Below are 20,430 nucleotides of genomic sequence, written 5' to 3'. Positions count from 1 at the left end.
TACAATGTTTTCAAAGACTTATGACGTCATAGTAGTTGGAGGAGGGCACTCGGGTTGTGAAGCAGCAGCAGCAGCAGCCAATTTAGGCTCTTCAGTTTTGTTGGTGACTATGAATATGCAGACCATAGCTCAAATGTCGTGCAATCCCGCTATGGGGGGTGTTGCTAAAGGGCAAATAGTAAGAGAGATTGATGCCTTAGGGGGTTATTCTGGTATTATTACAGATAAAACCATGATTCAGTTTAGAATGCTAAACCGTTCAAAAGGACCGGCTATGTGGAGTCCTAGAGCCCAAAGCGATAGAATGCGTTTTGCTGAGGAGTGGCGTTTAACCTTAGAGTCTATCGAAAATGTTGATTTCTGGCAAGATATGGTCACCGACCTTATCGTTGAAAATGGCAAAGTGGTTGGTGTAAAAACTGGTATGGAAATCGAAATAAAAGCAAATTCGGTAATCCTAACGAACGGAACTTTCTTGAATGGAACTATTCATATTGGTGAAAAACAATTTGGTGGTGGCAGAACAGGGGAGAGAGCCGCCACAGGACTTACGGCTTGTTTGAACGCTTTGGGCTTTGAAAGTGGTCGAATGAAAACAGGAACACCGCCTAGAGTAGATGGGCGTTCACTAGATTACAGTAAGATGGAGGAACAAGCGGGGGATATCAACCCATCAAAATTCTCTTTCCTAGACACACCACAGCTTCAAACACAAAGAAGCTGTCACATAACCTACACCAACGAAAAGGTACATGATGTCTTACGAACTGGCTTTGAAAAATCACCCATGTTTAACGGCAGAATACAAGGGCTAGGTCCAAGATACTGTCCCTCAATAGAAGATAAAATAGAACGCTTTTCTGAACGAAATAGACATCAAATATTTGTTGAGCCAGAAGGCTGGGACACCGTAGAAGTATATGTTAATGGTTTTTCCACCTCTTTACCTGAAGATGTTCAACACCAAGCTATACGCCTAATTCCAGGTTTTGAAAAAGCCAAAATATTTAGACCAGGCTACGCAATAGAATACGATTATTTCCCCCCAACACAACTCAAAAGAAGCCTTGAAACCAAACTAGTAGAAGGCTTATATTTTGCGGGACAAATAAACGGAACAACAGGATATGAGGAGGCGGCTTGTCAAGGATTGATGGCTGGTATAAACGCACACCGACAGGTCAAGGGGGAAGAACCTGTTATTCTAAGCCGTTCGGAAGCATATATAGGCGTACTAATCGACGACTTGGTAACTAAAGGCACGGACGAACCTTATCGCATGTTTACCTCAAGAGCTGAGTATAGAATATTGTTAAGGCAAGATAACGCCGATATTAGGCTAACTCAAAAGGGTAGAGAAATAGGTTTGGTAAAAGATCTTAGAATGGCTAAATTAGATGAAAAGACAAAAAACACTAAAGAAGCCTTAACTTATTTTGAAACGGAGAGCGTAAATCCAGAGGATATAAATCCAATCTTGGATAGCAACAATAGTAGCCCAATTAAACAAAAAAATAAGGTTGGTAAAATTTTAAGCAGACCTCAAATTAAGTTTGAGGACTTATTAAAAGTAAAGACTATTAAAGAAAAGACTAAAAACATAAGTCAAGAAGGCTTAGAACAAGCTGAAATACAAATTAAGTACAACGGATATATTGAAAGAGAAAAAGAAACCGTAATGAAGCTTAATAAACTTGAAGGAATTAGAATACCCGAGTCTTTCGACTACAGCAAACTGAATGCCATTTCTTCTGAGTCAAGAGAAAAACTGAACAATATAAAACCTGAAACAATAGGTCAAGCATCGAGAATAAGTGGTGTTTCTCCTTCAGATATAAACATATTATTAGTATTTATGGGACGATGATTTAAAGCCCCTCGCCCCACACCTTAAAAGCAGTAAAAACCAGCGTGAAACATATTTGTTCCACGTGAAACATTTTGTTATAATGAAAAAACTTACAGCCTGTCCTGTCTGCGGAAGCAGCCAGTCCAAATCTTATCTAAAGTGTCTTGACTATATGAAAAGTAAAGAAAGCTTTTTGTTAGTGGAATGCCAAGACTGTCAATTTATCTTTACTAACCCTAGACCAAAAGACGAAATGCTGGATGAGTATTATCAATTTGAAGACTACATATCACACAGCGACACCAGAAAAGGACTCATAAGCAAATGCTATCATGCGGTAAGAACAATAAACATAAAAAACAAATTAAAACTACTCCCAAAGAAAAAAGGCGTATTGTTAGAAATAGGTAGCGGAACAGGAAAGCTTCTTGCAAAATGCAAGGAAATAGGTTGGAATGTAATAGGCGTTGAGCCAAATGAGTCTGCCCGTAAAATAGCTAAAGAAGTAAACGGAATAGAGCTATTAAAAGACACAACAGAACTGCAACTAAAAAGGAATTCTGTTGATACTGTTATGATGTGGCATGTGTTAGAACATATACCTAATTTAAATGAATCCCTCAAAAATATATCCGCCCTATTGAAGACCAATGGAGTGTTGATAATAGGCGTACCCAATTCTAAATCGTATGATGCCGTTAAATACAAAGAATGCTGGGCAGGTTATGACGTACCAAGACACCTGTCTCATTTCCAAAAATCTAGCCTTAAAAGCTTGGCCGAAAAACATGGTTTTGAAGTAAAAAGAATCAAACCCATGGTGTTTGATTCTTTTTACACATCGCTCCTAAGCGAAAAAATAAAATCTGGAAAATACAATTACGTAAAAGGATTCTCGACCGGTTTAAAATCAAATGTTAAAGCTATGCTTGGTAACGGAGAATACTCAAGCTTAATCTTTATATTAGAAAAAAACGAAAATAAGGCTGTTTAAGACAAAAAAGCTTTTCGCTAGACCTGTCCAACCAAATTCTCAAAAAAGTGGCTTAGACGCCAAAAGAAAGAGGTTTTGTAAATTGTTGATTTTCAGTATGTTACGATTTTAAAATGAAAAACCAATGGGTTGGACATAAAAAGCGTAGTTCTGTTAAACTCTAAACCACTTCTTAAGTGCTTTCCCAACGGCTGACTCAATGTAAGTAAAAGTAAGTGTCGAATACAAGATGACAAAAAGCATAGTGATTGAAAAAACCAAAAGTTCAGTAAAAAACGACTGAGGGAGTCCGAAAAACCTAAAAGAAATTCGAGGTAAAATCAAAAGCAATAATATGTGGTTGAGATAAATAGAGTAAGATATTTTGCCTAAAAACCTTAAGGGTTTTGACTCTAAAAACTTGCTGAAGTAATGATTGTTTTTAAGCAGAACAAGTATAACAAAGCCGAAAAACAATGGCCTAAAGACCAAATTAACGACCCCTTTAAAACTAAATTCATAGTTGTAGAATAAATAAGATACAAGCACAATTAATAAGGGTAAAATAAGTTCCAAATTGTTTTTGACAGAAAACTTTTTAGTAAAAAGCCAATAGACAACACATCCTATATTAAAGCCTATTATCCCGCGAAGAAAAAACCAAGTATAATTGGAAAAGGCAAACTGTTCCTTAACAAGATAAACCACAATACAAAGACATATTGTAACCCAAGAAAAAAGATTCCTTTTATTGAAGAAAAATAAAGATGAAATGCCAAACAAAACATAAGAAATGAATTCGGCAGACACGCTCCAAGAGGGATGGTTCATTCCTAAATATCTAGACATCTCACCAAAAATAGGCGTAGAATTTAACATTAAAAGGGTGTTGCTGGTGTCTAAAAGATAAAGCTTAATGCTTTTGGGGTTACTAACTAACTCAGGGAAAAAGTGGTCAGAAAACACCTTAAAAAGCAAGAAAACAATAGTCGTATAAAACAATAATGGATATAGCCTTATGAAGCGTTTTTTAATGTACAACCAAAAATCATTAGTGTTTGAAAGTGTTGGGTAGTTATAAGAAATTACAAAACCACTTAACACAAAGAAAAAATCCACAAAACTCCAAGATTCTCTGATAAAGAAATTGCTAAAAATAAAATCAGGCAAAAAAGATTGGGGGTAATGATAAAAGACAACCATTAGACTGCAGATACCTCGTAAACCATCAAGTTTGTCAATTCTCATTTTAATAATTTGAGTCTAATTAATCTTCTATATAGTGACTCCGGAGGGATTCGAACCCCCAACCGTCAGAGCCGAAATCTGATATTCTATCCAATTGAACTACGGAGCCTACAATATAATCACAAATATAATTGAGTTTTGTTTCTAACAATATAATAAGCAAACAATAGTTATAAGTTTAGTAATTTGCACTCGTGAAAAATTTATTGTTCAGTCTTATCATTTTGATTGCTTTTGACAGCTATAGCCAAAACGTGGAAATCGGTCAATGGCGTGATTATTTACCATACAACAATGCCATTTCATTAGCCAAAATGAACGACAAAATATATGTGGCAACTGAAAACAACCTGTTTTACTTAGACCTTGAGGGACAAACACTAAATAGGCTCAGTACCATTAATGGCTTGAGCGATGTGGGTGTCGCCGCTATGGCAAAAGACCCTCAAAAAAACACCCTAGTTATAGCTTACAACAGCACCAAAATAGATATCATTGAAGATAATAGTATTTATACTATGCTAGATGTAGAAAGGGAAAATATTGTCGGAGGAAAGTCCATTAATAACATCACCTTTAATAATAATACTGCCTACTTATCTTGTTCCTTCGGAATTATAGAGCTAAACACTGAAAAAAAAGAAATTGCCAACACCTTTTATTTAAATGCTAATGGAAATCTGGGTGTAAATGATTTATGCTTTAAAGGTGATAGTATATATGCTGCTACAGATATAGGCTTGTTTAAAGCAAGTATAAATGATAATTTGCTGGATTATCAGTCTTGGCAACATCAATTAGTAGATTTTCCAATAAATAGCTTAGAGCTTGCTCATCAAAAAATCTATTTTTTGGGTGAGTCATTAGAAGATATATATTGCTATTCTTCTCAAAATATGTACGTAGCGGCTACGACCGAAAATTTGAAGTTTTTAAAGGCAGAGTCAGATAGATTGTTTGTTGGTACACAAAGTAACCTAATAGAAATTAGGTCCGATAATACGCTGAATACAATTAAAGAAAGTTCTTACTTGTACAGGGTGTCAGATGTTATAGTAGATGGCAATATATATTGGTTGAGCGATGGAATAAGAAGCTTAATTCGAATTAACGAAAACCTAACCTTAAAAGATTATCAGCCCTCTGGTCCATTAACAAATCGTGCTTTTTCAACCTCAACAACCCAAGATAAAATCCTTGTATCTCCTGGTGGTATATCTGTGCAATGGGACAACAACAACACTTACCAAGGTTTTCATTGGTCGGATGGCTATAATTGGTACAATCTACCTTATACGAGTTTAGGTAACGCTAAAGACATCACCAATATAGTGGAAGGTCCGAATGGCAAACTTTATGTAGGCACGTGGAACAATGGTCTTTTAGAGTTGGAATACGATGACGATTTAGGAAATTATACCTTAGTAAAAGAGCATAATTACGAAACTTCTAACGGAAACCTACAAACAATATCGAGCGATACTAGTGATGGCAACTACGGTTGGCTAAGGGTAAAAGATGTGGTTGTTGATGATAACGGCTTAGTCTGGATTACCAATTCTCTTGTAAACAAAGGTTTAGCGTTTATGAATACCGAAGGCCAATGGCAGTCTTACAACATAACAAGCTACAACACGCAAAATAGTCATTTAGGCGACCTACTAATAGACAACCAAGGCAAAAAATGGTTCTTTATTGCTAAAGGCGGAGGTATGATTGTATACGACGATAACGGTACGCCTGAAAACACCAATGACGATAACAATAAACATTTAAACACCAATGCAGGACAAGGAAATTTACCTTCAAATATGGTTTATTCTCTAGCTATAGATAATGATGGAGAGGTGTGGGTAGGAACCGATAAAGGTCTTGCTGTATTTTATAATACCGATGAAGTTTTTGGTTTAAATGGCGATGCACAACAAGTTTTGGTTGAGGCGGATGGTTATGTTGAGCCTATAATTGCCAATGAGTCAGTGACAGCTATTGCTATTGATGGAGCAAACCGAAAATGGTTTGGCACAAAAAGCTCTGGGGTGTTTGTTTATTCAGCAGATGGCAGTCAACAAATGGAACATTTTACGCAAGAAAACAGCCCTTTATTATCCAATGCCATCAACCATATATCAATAGACAACAGTAGTGGAGAAGTGTTTATATCAACCGATAAGGGTTTAATTTCTTACAAAGGAGAAGCCACTGCAGGAGAAAAAAAACATGGCAACGTCTTAGTATATCCTAATCCTGTAAAAGAAAATTATAATGGTCCTATTGCTATAAAAAATGTCGTCGAAAATGCCAACATTAAGATAACTGACATTAAGGGCAATCTGATTAAAACGACTACGGCTTTTGGTGGACAAGCCATATGGGACGGTAAAAACAAATATGGTGAACGAGCAAACACAGGAGTTTACTTAGTTTTTAGTACAGACCCAACTGGGCTAGAAACAAATGTGGCAAAAATACTCTTCATAAAATAATGTATTCACAAACTAAAGGTATTGTATTAAATAGCGTGAAATACAGCGAAAGTAGTATTATATGCAAAATATATACCGCCAAGCTAGGCTTACAGTCCTATTTAGTTAATGGTGTAAGAAAAAAGAAAGGTGGAAGTGCCTACTATCAGCCACTTAATATTTTAGACCTTACGGTTTACCATAAAAACAACAAGCAACTTCAACGAATAAAAGAGGTCAAAGCCCCAGAGGCATATAGCAGCATCCCCTTTCATGTGCTTAAAAGTAGTGTGGCACTATTTTTAGCCGAGGTGTTGAGCAAATGTCTCAAAGAGGAAGAAGAAAATCAGGACTTATATCATTTTTTAGAACTCTCATTAGTGGAGTTTGATAAAAGCGACTTTGATAGCCAATTTCACATTCGTTTTCTAATAGCTCTGAGTAGTTATTTAGGTTTTTACCCCAATATGGAAAACGCCAACTTACCCTATTTTGACTTGATGAACGGCTGTTTTAGTAGAGATAATAATGAACACAAACACTACATCAGCAACACCACAGAGTTTGTGTCTGCACTTAACTTAGAGCCAATACACAATAAAAAAAGAATCCTTGAGTATATACTAGAGTATTATCAATTGCATGTCGATGGGTTTGGCCGTATTAAGTCTAAAGATGTTTTAGAAAGAGTTTTAAGCGTATGAAAAAATATTACCTAAAATTATTATGTTTTTTATTCCCTATTGGTCTATTGGCACAGAACACTGGGCAAGACACCATCTTGATAGGCTTAAGTATTCCTGAAATTATTTTTGCTGAAGACAAAGAAGAAAGCGAACGTTTATTGAGTCCCAATAGAATAGAAAAAATAGATGCTATTGACATTTTTCAAGATGCCCCAACTAGCAGTGCGGATATTCTACAAAAATCAGGTGCAGTAGCCGTACAAATGAGTCAATCAGGTGGGGGCAGCCCAATCATAAGAGGGTTTGAAGCCAATCGGGTTTTATTAGTTGTTGATGGTGTACGCCTTAACAACGCCATTTACCGCTCTGGTCATCTACAAAACAGCATAAGTATAAGTCCTTTAATGCTGCAAAACGTAGATATTGTTTTTGGACCTTCTTCTGTAAAATATGGAAGTGACGCTTTAGGTGGTGTAGTACATTATCACACTAAATCACCAAAAAGCGGACAAGCATGGAAGGCCAATTTATTACAAAGATATAGCTCTGTTAATAATGGAGTAAATCTCTATTACGACCACAGTTGGAGCAAAGGGAAGTGGAGCTTTTTACAAGGCATAAACCTCAATCGATTTGGCAACCTAAAAATGGGCAAACAACGCTATCATGGCTATACAGACTGGGGAAAAGAAGCTCATGTCGTTGATGATAATGAGCAATTGAAAACAGCCTATGACCAAGTAGATTTTATACAGAAGATAAGATTAGACGCTAGCGAATACCTCAGCTATAAAATGAATCTGCAAGTGTCAAGCACAACCAATCTAAACCGATTTGACCAACTCAACGACTTGTCTAACGGTCAACCAAAATTTGAAGAATGGTATTATGGCCCACAAAAACGATTGTTATTAGGATTGGGTACTGAACACCAAAAGAAGAACTTTTTTTATGATAGTTTCAATAATACAATTTCCTATCAACAATTGGAAGAAAGCAGAAACAGTCAAAAGTACAATGCAGACTTAATACAGCGTACAGAAGATGTGTTTGTATTTGCTAATACTGCTGATTTTATCAAAAAATGGGACTACAAGACCTTGAATTATGGTGTTGATTTACAACACAACATCGTTCATTCGAGAGCTACTGAGGGCTACGGCACACGCTATGCTGATGGAGGTAGCGATATGACTACAATTTCTGTGTATAGCCAATACAAAACGCCGCTATCAAAACGAATTAATTTTAGTGCTGGAGCAAGGTATTCAAGCATTCTGTTAAATGCTGACTTTAATGAAAGTAATACTTTGGGCTTACCGTTTAACACTATTCAACTCAATAACGATGCCTTTACATCTAGTTTAGGGTTAAGATGGGACATGAATAAGGGTTGGGAAAGCACATTATCTCTATCCACAGGCTTCAGAAGTCCAAACGTTGATGACCTTACTAAGGTGTTTGAAAAATCTGGTAAACTTACTGTTCCCAATGAAAACCTAACGCCCGAACAATCAAAAAATATAGAGCTAACCCTAAATAAAACTTTAGGAAAAAGTTATGTTTCTACAACGGTGTACTACACCATATTGGAAGACGCTATACTTAAAAAAGCATTCACCCTAAACGGGCAAGATAGTCTGTGGTATGATGGCGAATATTTACCCATTTACGCTAATACCAATACTCAAGAAGCCAGCCTCTATGGATTTAATACAAAAGCCTATTTATATCTAAATAAAGAATGGTCTAGCACTCACACCATTTCATATACCTACGGTAAAGACGATAGCTCAGATTTGCCAATGGATCACATACCGCCGTTATATGGTAAAAGTCAGTTGAATTGGGTAAAAAACAAACACAAACTAGGCTTATTTGTCTTATATAACGCTTGGAAAAAAGCCGAAGAATACGGTTCAAGTGGTAGCGACAATTTAGACGAAGCTACAGCAGACGGAACGCCTTCTTGGTGGACGCTGAACTTTAGCTATTCTGTAAATATAAGTGACAAGTTAATAGCCCAAGTAAACCTAGAAAATATACTAGACGTTCACTACAAAACGTTTTCGAGTGGAATTAGTGCACCAGGAAGAAACCTAATCCTTAGTTTGAAGACTGAATTTTAAAATCAGAAATCAACCATTCTAGCTCTTGTAAACTGTTGCGCTTCTCTTCTCCAGGGTTAAACAAAAAACCTTCTATCACTAGAATCCTATCGTGTATGGTGTCATTCAGAAAATGACTGACAAAAGTACCTCCCATAAAAGCGTTTTGCATCTTCCAAAGTCCTTTGACTTTTAAGCCTTCAAGAGCATTGTGTGTGTAGGTGGAAATGTAAGGTGGATATAAGCGTTCAGTAGTCATATAACTGCCTTCTGAGGAGCCAAAAACAAACTGTTGAAGAACGCTATCTCGAGCCGACAAGATGGTATTTGAATTAAAAGTGGAGGTGTTAGGGTATTCATAAACAAACACTCCTTTAATGATTTCTTTATCTGGAGGATTAAATTCAAACCAACAAAAACGGTTAGTATCCAAAACAAGTTTGTACTCACTAGGCAACCCAAAGTTTAGATTAAAGCCTTTGCTAAGCGCTTCATACTGTCTTTTGGGTGGTAGTATCTTCATATAGCGTTCATGTTCTTTTTGTCCTATCTGATAAGCCATAATAGGGGCATATTGACCTAATAAGCTTGGCAAATCCTCTATCGTCTGATACTCTACTATACAGAGCCATTGATTTTGAGCATACGTTTTGGTGTCAAAATATACTTTGGATTGTTGCCCTTTTTGCACGATAATTAAGTTACGATGTGTTTTAAAAATTCGGCTAAAGGCTGTGCTGTTAATTTGTATGATATCAAACAAAGGTTCTCTCCAAGAAATACCAGCAACTTCTGTACTAAGAGACTGACGAAGACTATCCCCGCTTGCTCCCTGCCAAATGGGCTCATCTATAACGATTACTACTTCATTGATAGCTCCTGTGTGTGATGGCAATACAGAAGTGTCTTCGCCTACACATGCGCTAATAAAGAAAACTAGAAAAAAGAAGAGGTATCGCATCTATCCAGTTTTGGGGATTTTGAGCGTCAAACCGGGTTTTAAATCACGATAAGTGATGTTGTTTAATTGTTCTATTTGAGCAACAGAAACGCCTGAATATTTACGTGCTATATCCCATAAAGTGTCGCCTGATTTAACGGTATAAATGGTTTCTCCTTTAGAATTACTTTTGGTTGTTGCTTGAGAAGAATTAGGCGCAGAATCGGGGTTAACATAAATGACCAATTTTTGTCCTATACTTAAATCATTAGAAGATAAATTATTCCAGTTCTTTATTCGTCCAATGGTAGTATGGTATTGGCTAGCTATCCTGCCCAGGTATTCGCCTTTTTTAACACGATGTACAATAGGGGCGTCCATAGCCACATACTTTTCTTGCAAAGATTCGCTATAGGCATAAATGCTATCGGAATTATTAACAAAAGTTGCTACTGCTTTGTAGGGTAGGCGGATACTTGCTGTACTATTTTGGCTTACAGGTATGAGGTTACGTTTGTAAATAGGATTCAGTTCTTTGATAATGTCGATATCAACCCCTAAAGTTTCGGACAACACCTCAAAAGTCATGGATTGATTTATACTAACAGTATCTGTTTCTGCCATAGTGAACTCATAGGGTGTAGGATAGATATTGTGTTCAGAAGCATAGTTCATGATATAATTCACTGCAATGAATTTAGGAACATAATTTTGGGTCTCTTTTCTGAGGTAAGGGCGCACAGACCAATAATCTTTAGCGCCTGATTGGCGCATAGCACGAGAAACGTATCCGGGGCCGCCATTATAGGCTGCCAAAACAAGTTCCCAATCGTTGAACATTTTATACAAAAACGTAAAGTATTCACAAGCAGCAATAGTCGATTGTAATGGGTCGCTACGTTCGTCTATATAGGAGGTTACTTTCAGGTCGTATATTTTACCGGTAGCATACATAAATTGCCACAAGCCTGTTGCTGCCGAACGAGAACGTGCATGAGGCTTCAAGGCTGACTCAACAATAGCTAAGTATTTAAATTCCAAGGGTAAATCGTATTCGTCGAGTTTAGATTCGAATAAAGGAAAATAGTAATTGGCCTTACCTAACATTCTAGAAACATGATTGCGATAGGTGTTAGCATAAACACTAATTTGTGTTTTAACCGCTTGATTATACACTAACTCAAAAGGGGTTTGTTCATTGAGCTTAGATAAGCGAATTTGTATCAGCGAATCGCTAAAAAGGGGAATGCTATCAGAGGCATAGTCCCAACGGTTTAATATGTTGGTATCCGTTTCTATTTGTTGGGCGGATAACTGCTCAAGCGACCATAAAGAATCCATTTGAGCCAATTTAGGATCTTCTTTTTGTAGGCTGAAACTAAGGGTGTCGGAAACCGATGCGCTTAGTAAATGGGAGGATAGTAAGACACTACAAAAAAGTAAAAATAAGATTGGTTTATTCATGCTTACAAAAATGAGGCATTTGCACCTTAAATTGAGGCAAATGTCCGTTAATTATTAACTACTTCATGTTCATTATCTGATTGGAAACTGCTAGTAATTCATCGTCTTTAAAAGCTGGTGCCATCAGTTGAATTCCAAAAGGCAGACCGTTGCTATGCGTTCCTGTTGGTAATGAAACGGCAGGGATGCCCACAATATTGGCGTGTACAGTAAAAATATCCTCCAAATACAATTGGGTGGGGTCATCATAGGTTTTACCAATTTCTAATGCTGTATGTGGTGAAGTAGGCGATAAGATGAAATCACAGTTTTCAAAAATAGCTTGTGTTTTATCCAAAAGCAATCGGCGTACCTTTTGAGCTTTGGTATAATAAGCATCGTAATAACCCGCGCTAAGGACAAAAGTCCCTAACATTATACGGCGTTGCACTTCTTCGCCAAAACCTTCTGTCCTAGAGTTAGCATAAGTGCTAGGGATATCTTGTGCATCGGCACTCCTATGTCCGTAGTGTACCCCATCGTAACGGGCTAAATTAGAAGAAGCTTCAGCAGTTGTCAAAACGTAATAGGTCGGCACCACATAATTGAGGTAAGGAAAATCCAATGCTACAACTGTATGACCAGAGGCTTTAAATTGTTCTATTTTCTCTAGTATGTGGGCTTTTACTTCACCATCTAATGCTGGACTTTCTAGTGTTTCTTTAATATAGCCTATGGTGTACGATTTGTTGGTATTTAATTTTTGACTGTATTTAGGAACAGCTTTTTCAGAGCAAGTGCTATCGTACTCATCGCTACCTGCCATAACTTCCATTAACAAAGCAGCATCTTCAGCGTTGTGGGTAAAGGGTCCTATTTGGTCAAAAGAAGAAGCGTAGGCAATAAGCCCCCAACGAGACACCCTACCGTAAGTGGGTTTGTAGCCCATAACGCCACAAAAAGAAGCGGGCTGACGTATAGAGCCACCCGTGTCGCTACCTAATGACGCCAAACAAAGGTCTGCGGCCACAGCGGCTGCCGAACCACCAGACGAACCACCGGGAACGTGCTTGGAATTAATGGGGTTTAATACTGAGCCAAAGGCTGAATTTTCGTTGGTACTACCCATAGCAAATTCATCGCAATTTAAACGCCCTATGATAATAGCATCTTCAGCAAGTAAACGCTCAACTACCGTAGCGCTAAACATGCTTTCAAAACCATCTAAAATTTTTGAGGCGGCAGAAAGACGATGCCCTTTGTAACAAATGTTGTCTTTTATACCGATTACCATACCCGCCAAACGCCCCGCTGTACCTGCTTTGAGCTTATCGTCAACCGCTTGAGCAGAGGCTAAAGCTTCCTCCTCGAAAATCTCTAAAAAAGCGTTGAGGTCTTTCTGTTCGTGAATGCGCTTTATATAAGATTGGGTAAGAGATAGGCAAGTAATATCATCAGCCTGTAAGGCTTTTTGAATTGCTCTTAGAGAACGGTAGGTATTCATAGGAATAAAGGATTATTTATCCTCTTTATTATCGTCGTTTAATTCTTTGGTAGCGTCTTTAAATTCCTTCATGCCCTTTCCTAAACCTTTCATTAGTTCGGGTAATTTCTTACCGCCAAAAAGGATTAGTACAATAACAACAATTAGAACGATTTGAGGCCAGCCAATTACTAAAAGAATAGAATTCATAATCAATCTTTGTTTATAGTAGGCGCAAAAGTACAGATTTTTTTACTAGTAGGCTTGAAAAAGCCAAGATGAAGGGTCCATTTTTTCGCTACCCTTCCATATCTGCAGTTCTGTAATGCTCTCTTTGGTGTTTGTTTTGGTAAGCACAGTGCCTATTTTTTCTTTAAGCAGAACCGATTGCCCACGCTTGACAGAAACCTCTAATAAGTTGGAATAAACACTGAAATAATCGCCGTGACTAAGTATAACGGCTTTACCAGCGCCAGGTATATCAATGATTCTAGAAACGGTGCCCTCAAAGACGGCACGAATAAGAGCTCCTTCTTCGGTGGTAATTTTAACGCCATTATTAAAGGTTTCTATGCCTCTAAGAACGGGGTGTGCTTGTACCCCAAAGCGTTCAATAATAACGCCACGCTCTACGGGCCAAGGCAATTTTCCTTTGTTAGAGGTGAAGTTATCGGCAAGTTCTTGTTCTTCTGGTGTTAATGCTAACACATCGCTCTCCTTACTCGCTTTGGCTTTAGCTAAGCGTATTTCCTCCTCAATAATTTTACGTATTTGTTTGTCGAGTTCTTTGGCTAAGCTTTGTTTGGATTGGAGTTCCTTTTTAAGCTGTTTTTCTTTTTTTCTGAGCTTAGATAAAAGGTTTTTTTGCGATGATTGTTCGCTGTCTAATATACCAACCTCTATTTGAGAGGACTCTAGAGATTGCGTCTTTTCATTTTTGGCAACGGTAAGTAACACCTTTTGTCGTTTGAGAGCTAGTAATTCATCACTGAGTTTTTGTTCGACAAGTTTAATTTCTTCAACTTGTTTCTGTCTAAATTGACTGTATTCTTGCAAGTACCTTAAACGTTTAAAGGCTTGATTGTAGCTTTGAGAAGAAAACACAAAAGCCAATCTGTCGTAGGTGTTACGATTGAAATAAGCGTGACGAATCATTAAAGCGTACTCACTTTTTAGGGTGTCCAATAGCTCTTGTTGAGTGACAATAGACTGCTGAGTCTCTTGAATTTGTTGTTTTAGGTTTCCGATTTGAATACTTGCCATCTTAACCTCTAAATCTAGAGCTTGGATAATCTCTTTACGAGACTGAATTTGTTTATTGAGCGTATTTAGGGTAGTAACCGATTGGTTTTTTTCTTTCTTAGCCTTTTGCAATAAGGAGTTTGTCAGCTTTATTTCTTTCTGGATTTTGGCTTTTTTATCTTGCAAAGCCTCCTTATCACCGCTTTGCGAAAAGCCGTTAAAAGAGCATATTGCCAAAAGAAAAAAAACGAAAAGACTACATTGGCGCATAAGACGAAGGTATGGAGAATTTTATTTTTTTCGGTCTATTTACCAGCATTTTAGAATACGAATAAGTGAAATGAAGGTCGTTATTCGGTGTAAGGACTTGCAAATCGGTATTTTGAGGCAACCATTCCTCTTGCACAGCAACAAAACTAGAGTAACTCAGTTTAAGAGATATGCTATCCTGTTGAATGCTATTAATTTCTAAAGGAAGAAATTCTGAATTTAAGCGTAGCGTATAGTTTGCGGTGTCTGAGTCGGCCAACAAAATATAATCTTGTTCGGAGGGTAATAAGCGGAAAGCATTAGGGTTAGAAAAGGAGTGCTTACCTAATAATACATTTTGTATTTCATAAAAAGACAAATGAAGGTTGTAGCGTTTGGTAAGCTCTTTAACATCACCTATAAAGTAGGTGGAGTTCAATCGGTTGATCAGTTTTACGCTATCAGGCGTTAGGTGTATTCTGGCGGCCTCTAGTCCTAAAATGGCTGATACAGAAATCCATATCACACTATCTTGTCGCATTCGTAGTTGAGCCGAGATAGGGTAAGTTTTATCGTTTAACTGGGCTTGGCCTTTGAGTTGGGCGGTAAACCAATCTACTTCAGCCCCTTTTTCTTGAGCATTTTTTAAAATATGGGACACCGACTTGCTAGAGCTGTTTATTAGGCTTTTAGGACCTACACATGCCGAAAGGGTACAGATAATCAATATGCCAAACAGGCTTTTATTCATAGAGTTTTTTATCTGCTATTTTTTGGTCTAAAAATTCCGATTCTGAGCCTAGTTCTTGGGCTGTTTGCCATTGTTGTAGGGCTTCTTCTTTTCTAGAAAGTTGATACAAAATATCGCCATAATGTTCTACTATGGTTGAGCTCGTATTACCACCGCTAGAAATGGCTTTCTCTATCCATACCAAAGCATTTTGATAATCTTTCATCTGATAGAAAACCCAAGCATAGGTGTCTTCATAAGAGGATTGACCGGGCGAAAGCTCAACACAGAGTTTCATCATTTGGGCGGCTTGTTCAAGTTTCTTTTTTCTCAAAGAAAGGTAGTAGCTGTAATTGTTTAGGACATAGGTGTTTTCGGGGAATATTTCTAAGGATTTGTCATAAGCCTCGTCAGATTCTTTGATTTCTTCTTGGGCGTGATAAGCATCGCCTAGGGAGGCATAAAATTGAGCTAACAGGTTGGGGTTATCAATCACCATTAATTTGCCCGTATTCAGTTGGTCAATGGCCGAACTGTATTGTTTGTCTTGCATGTATGCTAGACCTACAAAATAATAGCTAATGGGCTGACTAGGAAAAAGTTCTTGAACACTTTGGCCTAAAGTAATCACTTCCTCATATTCTTTAAGGTCAAAAGAGATAATCATCAGCTGTTGCCATATCGGATAGCGGCTAGGGTCTAGTTCTGCAGCTCGTAAGAAGTTAGTTTTGGCAGCCTCTAAATTATCGTCCCTATAATAATAATCACCAGCAATAGTAAAGGGCTTAGCGTCATTGGGGTGTGTTTCTGAGAGTATATCAATGAGGGTGTATGCCTTAGATAGTAGCGAGGTATCTGTGTCTGTCCAGTCGTAATAGGTCAAGAGCAGACGCATCTTAGCGTCAATTCCTAAGTCCAAAGAACCAAAGGCTTTTTTAGTGTAGTCAAAAGACTTATCCAGTTCTTTGTTGTTGCGGTACAAATCGGAAAGCATAATAAATGCACTCGCATTATCCGATTTCAGTTCCAAGGATTTTTCTAGGGTTTGTATGGCTTTGGCTTGTTTGCCAGACAATAGGTACAACTCTGATAATTCGTTGAGTGCCTCAAGGTTTCTTGGTTCTGCTTCCACCCACTTCTCAACCTCTCTAATCGCCCCTTCTTTATCGCCTATTTCGCTATAAATGCGTTTTTTTTGTTGGAAAAGCATATCATATGGCCCGATATATTTTTCGAGGTCGTCGTACACTTTTATGGCATTTCTAGCTTGGTTATTCAGCAAATAAGCCGATGCCAATTCAAAATGCCAGTCTTCATTTTTAGGGTCTATTTTGAGTAGTTTTTTAAAGCTAGTAATGGCTTTAGTGTATTGTCCGTTTTCTAGGTAAGTAGTCGCTAACAATTGCTGAAACCACTTGTTTTCAGGTTCAAGCTGACAGGCACTTTCAATAAAAAATTGAGCTTGGTCAAGCTGTCCTTTGTTGAAATACAGAATGGCAGACTCGTACATGGGGGTTGGCTCTTTACCGTTCATGCGAATACAGTCGCTAAAGTATTCTAAGGCTTTGTCAGGGTCGCCTAATATTTTATACCTCAGACCATTAAAGAACGCATTTTGATAGTCTTTAGGGTCAACTTTATTGAGGTTTTCCTTGATTATAGGGTCGTTGATAGAATAGAAAGGGTGGTCTTGGGCATGGCTGCTCAGCGACAAAAAAAGGATTGCAATAATAAGATATCTTCTCATAGAGTTAGTTTGTTCCTGTACTACCAAAGCCGCCTTGGCCTCGGTCTGAATCTTCCAAAATTTCCACTTCTTGCCAACGAGCTTGTTCGTGCGATGCCAATACCAATTGGGCTATGCGTTCGCCGTCTTCGATGACAAAAGGTTCGGAAGACAAATTTACTAATAGAACGCCAATTTCACCTCTATAGTCTGCATCAATTGTTCCGGGGCTATTCAAGACCGTTATTCCTTTTTTAAAAGCTAGACCACTACGAGGGCGAACCTGTATTTCATAACCTATGGGTATTTCCACAAACAAGCCTGTTTTTACCAAAGTACGCCCTAAAGGGGCTAAAGTAATGGCTTGGTCTATATTGGCTCTAACGTCCATACCAGCAGAAGCGATGGTTTCGTATTGTGGTAGGGGATGTTTGGATTTGTTGATGACTTTTACTCGCATAGTTTAATCAAAAAGTTGTGGGTTTGAAATTACTCTTTTTTTAGGTTTTTCTAACACATAAACCACCGCAATATAAACGATTAAAAAGAGTGTATTTATGCCCATACCTAAAGACAAATAAATACTTAGAAAATAAAAGCCGAGCATCAGACCGAAGTACAAGCTTATACGCTTTAAAGGATAAGCTATTGGGTAGTGTTTTTGACCTAAGAAGTAAGAACATACCGCCATTAAGAAATAGCAACATAAGGTGGCCCATGCCGAACCCACAAAACCTAAGTATGGTATGAGTGCTAGGTTAAGAACAACCGTTATGGTAGCCCCTAACAAAGACATATAAGCACCATATTGGGTTTTTTCAGTTAGCTTATACCATACCGATAAATTATAGTATAAGCCTAAAAAGAGGTTGGCTAACAACAAAATAGGCACAATGATAGCACCTCTTTGGTCGTGAAAGGAAGAACCAATAAACTGCTTGACTACATCATAATAAATCATCACCGATAAGAAGATAAATGCCGTTACGATACTGAAGTATTTCATGACCTGAGCATAAACCTGTTTAGCGTTGCGTTCTTTTTCTTGAGAAAAGAAAAAAGGCTCGGCAGCAAAACGGAAGGTTTGCACAAAGAGTGTCATGATAATAGATAGCTTATAAAAAGCCGAGTACAGCCCTATTTCCGAAGCGGAAATATCGGCAGGTAAGAGGTATTGTAATAATATACGGTCTATGGTTTCGTTGGTAATACCTGCCAAACCAGCCACCATAAGCGGTAAGGCATACACCATCATTTTACGCCATACCACTTTGTCGAATCGCCAAATGGATTGGCTCATTTCGGGCAGCAACATCAACAGAGTAACTACCGTAGCTACTAGGTTGGCAATAAAAATATATCCTATGCCGATGTCGGGCGAATAAAAACTTTGAATAAAATCAGCGGTAGGCAAATTGTTGGCTATGGCAAACGGACAATAAATGATGAACAATAAGTTGAGTCCAATATTGATAAAGATGTTGAGCAATCGAATTAAAGCAAAACGAGTAGCTTGGTTGTTTTCTCTCAGTTTGGCAAAGGAGATAGACGATAAGGTATCCAAACCAATGATAAAGGCAAAATACTGTATATACTCAGGGTTTTGTCCAAAGGACAAGGCGTTGGCAATGGATTGAGCATTAAAATAAATAAACCCCACAAATAAGGAAGAGCTAATCAGTAGCGAAATGAGGGCTGTACTATATACGACTCTTTTGTTGGATTCTCTTTGAGAGAAACGGAAAAAAGCCGTTTCCATACCATAGCTCAATATGATGAGTAGAAAAGCGGCATAGGCGTACAATAGGGTTACATCGCCATATTCAGAGGTTGTAAAGTAACGGGTATAAAGGGGTACAAGGAGGTAATTTAGCAAGCGTCCTACGATACTGCTAAGGCCGTAAATGGCGGTTTGTCCTAATAATTTCTTGAGTGGGTTCACGCTCTATTTACCAGTAAATTGGGCTTTTCTTTTTTCCATAAAAGCGCTAGTGCCTTCTTTAAAATCCTCAGTAGCAAAACATGCTCCAAAAGATTCTATTTCACTAGCATAACCATTTGTATTACAACCAGCATTGACCGATTTTATTGCATGAGCAATGGCAACGCTAGAGTTTTTACAAATGCTAGAGGCAATTTTTTCACAAAAAGTTATGAGTTCTTCTGGCTCACACAAGTGATTGACTAAACCCCAAGAAAGGGCTTCTTCAGCCTTAAGCATACCAGCAGTAGTTATCATTTCTAAGGCTTTGCCTTTGCCCACCAATTCACGCAAACGCTGAGTACCGCCATAACCCGGAATAACACCCAATGACACTTCAGGCAAACCCATCTTGGCAGTAGTAGAAGCTACTCGAATATGACAAGCCATAGCCAACTCTAAACCTCCACCTAGGGCAAAACCATTAATGGCTGCTATGCTGGGTGTAGATAAGTTATCCAATAAGTCAAATAGTAAGCGCTGACCGTCAGTCGCTAGTTGCGCGCCCTCTTGAGCATTAAAATGAGCAAACTCTTTGATATCGGCACCCGCTACAAAAGCCTTAGTGCCTGAACCCGTTAGAAGGATACATTGGACTGAGGTATCCGCATCTGCTTGAATAATTGCATGGTTTAACTCCTCAATAGTGGCTTTGTTAAGGGCGTTCAGTTGATTGGGGCGGTTGATGGTAAGGTATGCCACACCATCTCGGTGCTCGGATAAAATGTAGTGATAGGCCATAATATGTACTTTATTTGGACAAAGATAGTTTTTTCCAAAAGCCTAAAACATAAACAGACTTTCTTATTCAACGCTATTCTGAACGCGGCGAAGAATGGTATGAGTGTTGATGACTACCATCACTTGCGTATTTTAATGACCTTTTCGGAGCTCAACTCCTGACCATCGTCATTAAAGGCTTTGAGGATATAGATACCTATGGGTAAGTCTCCCAATAGTATGCTGTTTTTATTGCCTGATAACACCTCTTGCTCGTGGTGTAGCTTACCCATAACATCGTAAATGCCTATACGACTACCGTTGGTTTCTATGTGCAAAGCCTCAGTAAAGGGATTAGGATAAGCTTTGGACTGAGTGCTGAGTGTAGCCGAAGAAGAAGACACCTCTGACAACACAAAATTGTCCACAAAACAAGCAAAACGGCGGTACTCCTCACAGACAGGCACATTCATTTGACAATAGATGTAACCGTGGGCGTGGCTAGGTTGAAAAGTGAAAGACTGATAAGTCCACTCCTCCTCTGAAGGAGGTAGGATACTAGTATGGTACTCTTGAGCTGTACTCCC

At 38.2% G+C, this 20,430-nt stretch carries 17 protein-coding genes and 1 tRNA gene; 5 read left to right on the top strand and 13 right to left on the bottom strand.

What is annotated here, in order from left to right; translation table 11 throughout:
* Positions 1–4 precede the first annotated feature (4 nt).
* Together mnmG and ISP71_07945 are read left to right on the top strand one after the other, a co-directional pair.
* Positions 5–1,867 carry a tRNA uridine-5-carboxymethylaminomethyl(34) synthesis enzyme MnmG gene (gene mnmG, locus ISP71_07950; GenBank protein MBL6664018.1) on the top strand — a complete coding sequence of 621 codons (1,863 nt, stop codon included), beginning with the start codon at positions 5–7 and terminating at the stop codon, positions 1,865–1,867.
* A gap of 154 nt (positions 1,868–2,021) precedes the next feature.
* Positions 2,022–2,843, top strand: coding sequence for a class I SAM-dependent methyltransferase (locus ISP71_07945; GenBank protein ID MBL6664017.1), 822 nt, complete (start codon positions 2,022–2,024; stop codon positions 2,841–2,843).
* 153 nt (positions 2,844–2,996) lie between these two features.
* On the opposite strand, the gene ISP71_07940 is transcribed toward ISP71_07945, so the two are convergent.
* Both ISP71_07940 and ISP71_07935 read right to left on the bottom strand, forming a co-directional pair.
* A complete protein-coding gene (locus tag ISP71_07940; GenBank protein MBL6664016.1) occupies positions 2,997–4,070 on the bottom strand; it encodes an acyltransferase in 1,074 nt (357 codons plus the stop codon).
* A 35-nt stretch (positions 4,071–4,105) separates the two neighbouring features.
* Positions 4,106–4,179, bottom strand: a tRNA-Arg gene (locus ISP71_07935).
* A gap of 85 nt (positions 4,180–4,264) precedes the next feature.
* Here ISP71_07935 and ISP71_07930 point away from each other — a divergent pair.
* The 3 genes from ISP71_07930 to ISP71_07920 are packed head-to-tail and all read left to right on the top strand — an operon-like array spanning position 4,265 to position 9,350.
* Positions 4,265–6,556 (top strand): hypothetical protein, encoded by a 2,292-nt coding sequence (locus ISP71_07930; protein MBL6664015.1) that lies wholly within the window; start codon positions 4,265–4,267, stop codon positions 6,554–6,556.
* Positions 6,556–7,239 carry a DNA repair protein RecO gene (gene recO, locus ISP71_07925; protein ID MBL6664014.1) on the top strand — a complete coding sequence of 228 codons (684 nt, stop codon included), beginning with the start codon at positions 6,556–6,558 and terminating at the stop codon, positions 7,237–7,239. The genes ISP71_07930 and recO overlap by 1 nt, the downstream gene beginning before the upstream one ends.
* On the top strand, positions 7,236–9,350 hold the full coding sequence (locus ISP71_07920) for a TonB-dependent receptor (GenBank protein ID MBL6664013.1): 2,115 nt from the start codon (positions 7,236–7,238) through the stop codon (positions 9,348–9,350). Before recO ends, ISP71_07920 begins: the two co-directional genes overlap by 4 nt.
* On the opposite strand, the gene ISP71_07915 is transcribed toward ISP71_07920, so the two are convergent.
* The 11 genes from ISP71_07915 to ISP71_07865 all read right to left on the bottom strand — a co-directional run.
* Positions 9,328–10,290: a DUF4837 family protein gene (locus tag ISP71_07915; protein ID MBL6664012.1), complete on the bottom strand. Its 963-nt coding sequence runs from the start codon at positions 10,288–10,290 to the stop codon at positions 9,328–9,330. The two genes, ISP71_07920 and ISP71_07915, sit on opposite strands and share 23 nt — an antisense overlap.
* Complete coding sequence (locus tag ISP71_07910; protein ID MBL6664011.1) at positions 10,291–11,733, bottom strand: LysM peptidoglycan-binding domain-containing protein; 1,443 nt, start codon at positions 11,731–11,733, stop codon at positions 10,291–10,293.
* A 58-nt stretch (positions 11,734–11,791) separates the two neighbouring features.
* Complete coding sequence (gatA, locus tag ISP71_07905; protein ID MBL6664010.1) at positions 11,792–13,216, bottom strand: Asp-tRNA(Asn)/Glu-tRNA(Gln) amidotransferase subunit GatA; 1,425 nt, start codon at positions 13,214–13,216, stop codon at positions 11,792–11,794.
* A 12-nt stretch (positions 13,217–13,228) separates the two neighbouring features.
* The gene (tatA, locus tag ISP71_07900; protein ID MBL6664009.1) at positions 13,229–13,405 is read right to left on the bottom strand and encodes a twin-arginine translocase TatA/TatE family subunit; all 177 of its coding nucleotides are present in this window, start codon (positions 13,403–13,405) and stop codon (positions 13,229–13,231) included.
* A gap of 45 nt (positions 13,406–13,450) precedes the next feature.
* Complete coding sequence (locus ISP71_07895) at positions 13,451–14,674, bottom strand: peptidoglycan DD-metalloendopeptidase family protein (protein ID MBL6664008.1); 1,224 nt, start codon at positions 14,672–14,674, stop codon at positions 13,451–13,453.
* A gap of 19 nt (positions 14,675–14,693) precedes the next feature.
* A complete protein-coding gene (locus tag ISP71_07890; protein MBL6664007.1) occupies positions 14,694–15,437 on the bottom strand; it encodes a DUF4292 domain-containing protein in 744 nt (247 codons plus the stop codon).
* Positions 15,430–17,163, bottom strand: coding sequence for a tetratricopeptide repeat protein (locus ISP71_07885; protein MBL6664006.1), 1,734 nt, complete (start codon positions 17,161–17,163; stop codon positions 15,430–15,432). The genes ISP71_07890 and ISP71_07885 overlap by 8 nt, the downstream gene beginning before the upstream one ends.
* A gap of 4 nt (positions 17,164–17,167) precedes the next feature.
* Complete coding sequence (gene dut / locus ISP71_07880; protein ID MBL6664005.1) at positions 17,168–17,602, bottom strand: dUTP diphosphatase; 435 nt, start codon at positions 17,600–17,602, stop codon at positions 17,168–17,170.
* 3 nt (positions 17,603–17,605) lie between these two features.
* Positions 17,606–19,084, bottom strand: a complete 1,479-nt coding sequence (locus ISP71_07875) for a polysaccharide biosynthesis protein (GenBank protein ID MBL6664004.1) — start codon at positions 19,082–19,084, stop codon at positions 17,606–17,608.
* A gap of 3 nt (positions 19,085–19,087) precedes the next feature.
* Entirely contained in the window at positions 19,088–19,864 is a 777-nt protein-coding gene (locus tag ISP71_07870; protein ID MBL6664003.1) for an enoyl-CoA hydratase/isomerase family protein, read from the bottom strand.
* Positions 19,865–19,983: 119 nt separating this feature from the next.
* The coding region (locus tag ISP71_07865) for a T9SS type A sorting domain-containing protein (protein ID MBL6664002.1) at positions 19,984–20,430 on the bottom strand (447 nt) is incomplete at its 5' end.

This window comes from Flavobacteriales bacterium, assembly GCA_016779995.1.
GTDB lineage: Bacteria > Bacteroidota > Bacteroidia > Flavobacteriales > UBA7312 > UBA8444.
This window is presented reverse-complemented; position numbering and strand designations above follow the sequence as displayed.

What these genes read in the sequence shown, in the direction of transcription:
- gatA (MBL6664010.1), bottom strand. Translation starts at nt 13,216, where the DNA reads ATGAATACCTACCGTTCTCTAAGAGCAATTCAAAAAGCCTTACAGGCT.
- ISP71_07890 (MBL6664007.1), bottom strand. Translation starts at nt 15,437, where the DNA reads ATGAATAAAAGCCTGTTTGGCATATTGATTATCTGTACCCTTTCGGCA.
- ISP71_07915 (MBL6664012.1), bottom strand. Translation starts at nt 10,290, where the DNA reads ATGCGATACCTCTTCTTTTTTCTAGTTTTCTTTATTAGCGCATGTGTA.
- ISP71_07870 (MBL6664003.1), bottom strand. Translation starts at nt 19,864, where the DNA reads ATGGCCTATCACTACATTTTATCCGAGCACCGAGATGGTGTGGCATAC.
- mnmG (MBL6664018.1), top strand. Translation starts at nt 5, where the DNA reads ATGTTTTCAAAGACTTATGACGTCATAGTAGTTGGAGGAGGGCACTCG.
- recO (MBL6664014.1), top strand. Translation starts at nt 6,556, where the DNA reads ATGTATTCACAAACTAAAGGTATTGTATTAAATAGCGTGAAATACAGC.
- tatA (MBL6664009.1), bottom strand. Translation starts at nt 13,405, where the DNA reads ATGAATTCTATTCTTTTAGTAATTGGCTGGCCTCAAATCGTTCTAATT.
- ISP71_07945 (MBL6664017.1), top strand. Translation starts at nt 2,022, where the DNA reads ATGAAAAGTAAAGAAAGCTTTTTGTTAGTGGAATGCCAAGACTGTCAA.
- dut (MBL6664005.1), bottom strand. Translation starts at nt 17,602, where the DNA reads ATGCGAGTAAAAGTCATCAACAAATCCAAACATCCCCTACCACAATAC.
- ISP71_07920 (MBL6664013.1), top strand. Translation starts at nt 7,236, where the DNA reads ATGAAAAAATATTACCTAAAATTATTATGTTTTTTATTCCCTATTGGT.
- ISP71_07910 (MBL6664011.1), bottom strand. Translation starts at nt 11,733, where the DNA reads ATGAATAAACCAATCTTATTTTTACTTTTTTGTAGTGTCTTACTATCC.
- ISP71_07940 (MBL6664016.1), bottom strand. Translation starts at nt 4,070, where the DNA reads ATGAGAATTGACAAACTTGATGGTTTACGAGGTATCTGCAGTCTAATG.
- ISP71_07885 (MBL6664006.1), bottom strand. Translation starts at nt 17,163, where the DNA reads ATGAGAAGATATCTTATTATTGCAATCCTTTTTTTGTCGCTGAGCAGC.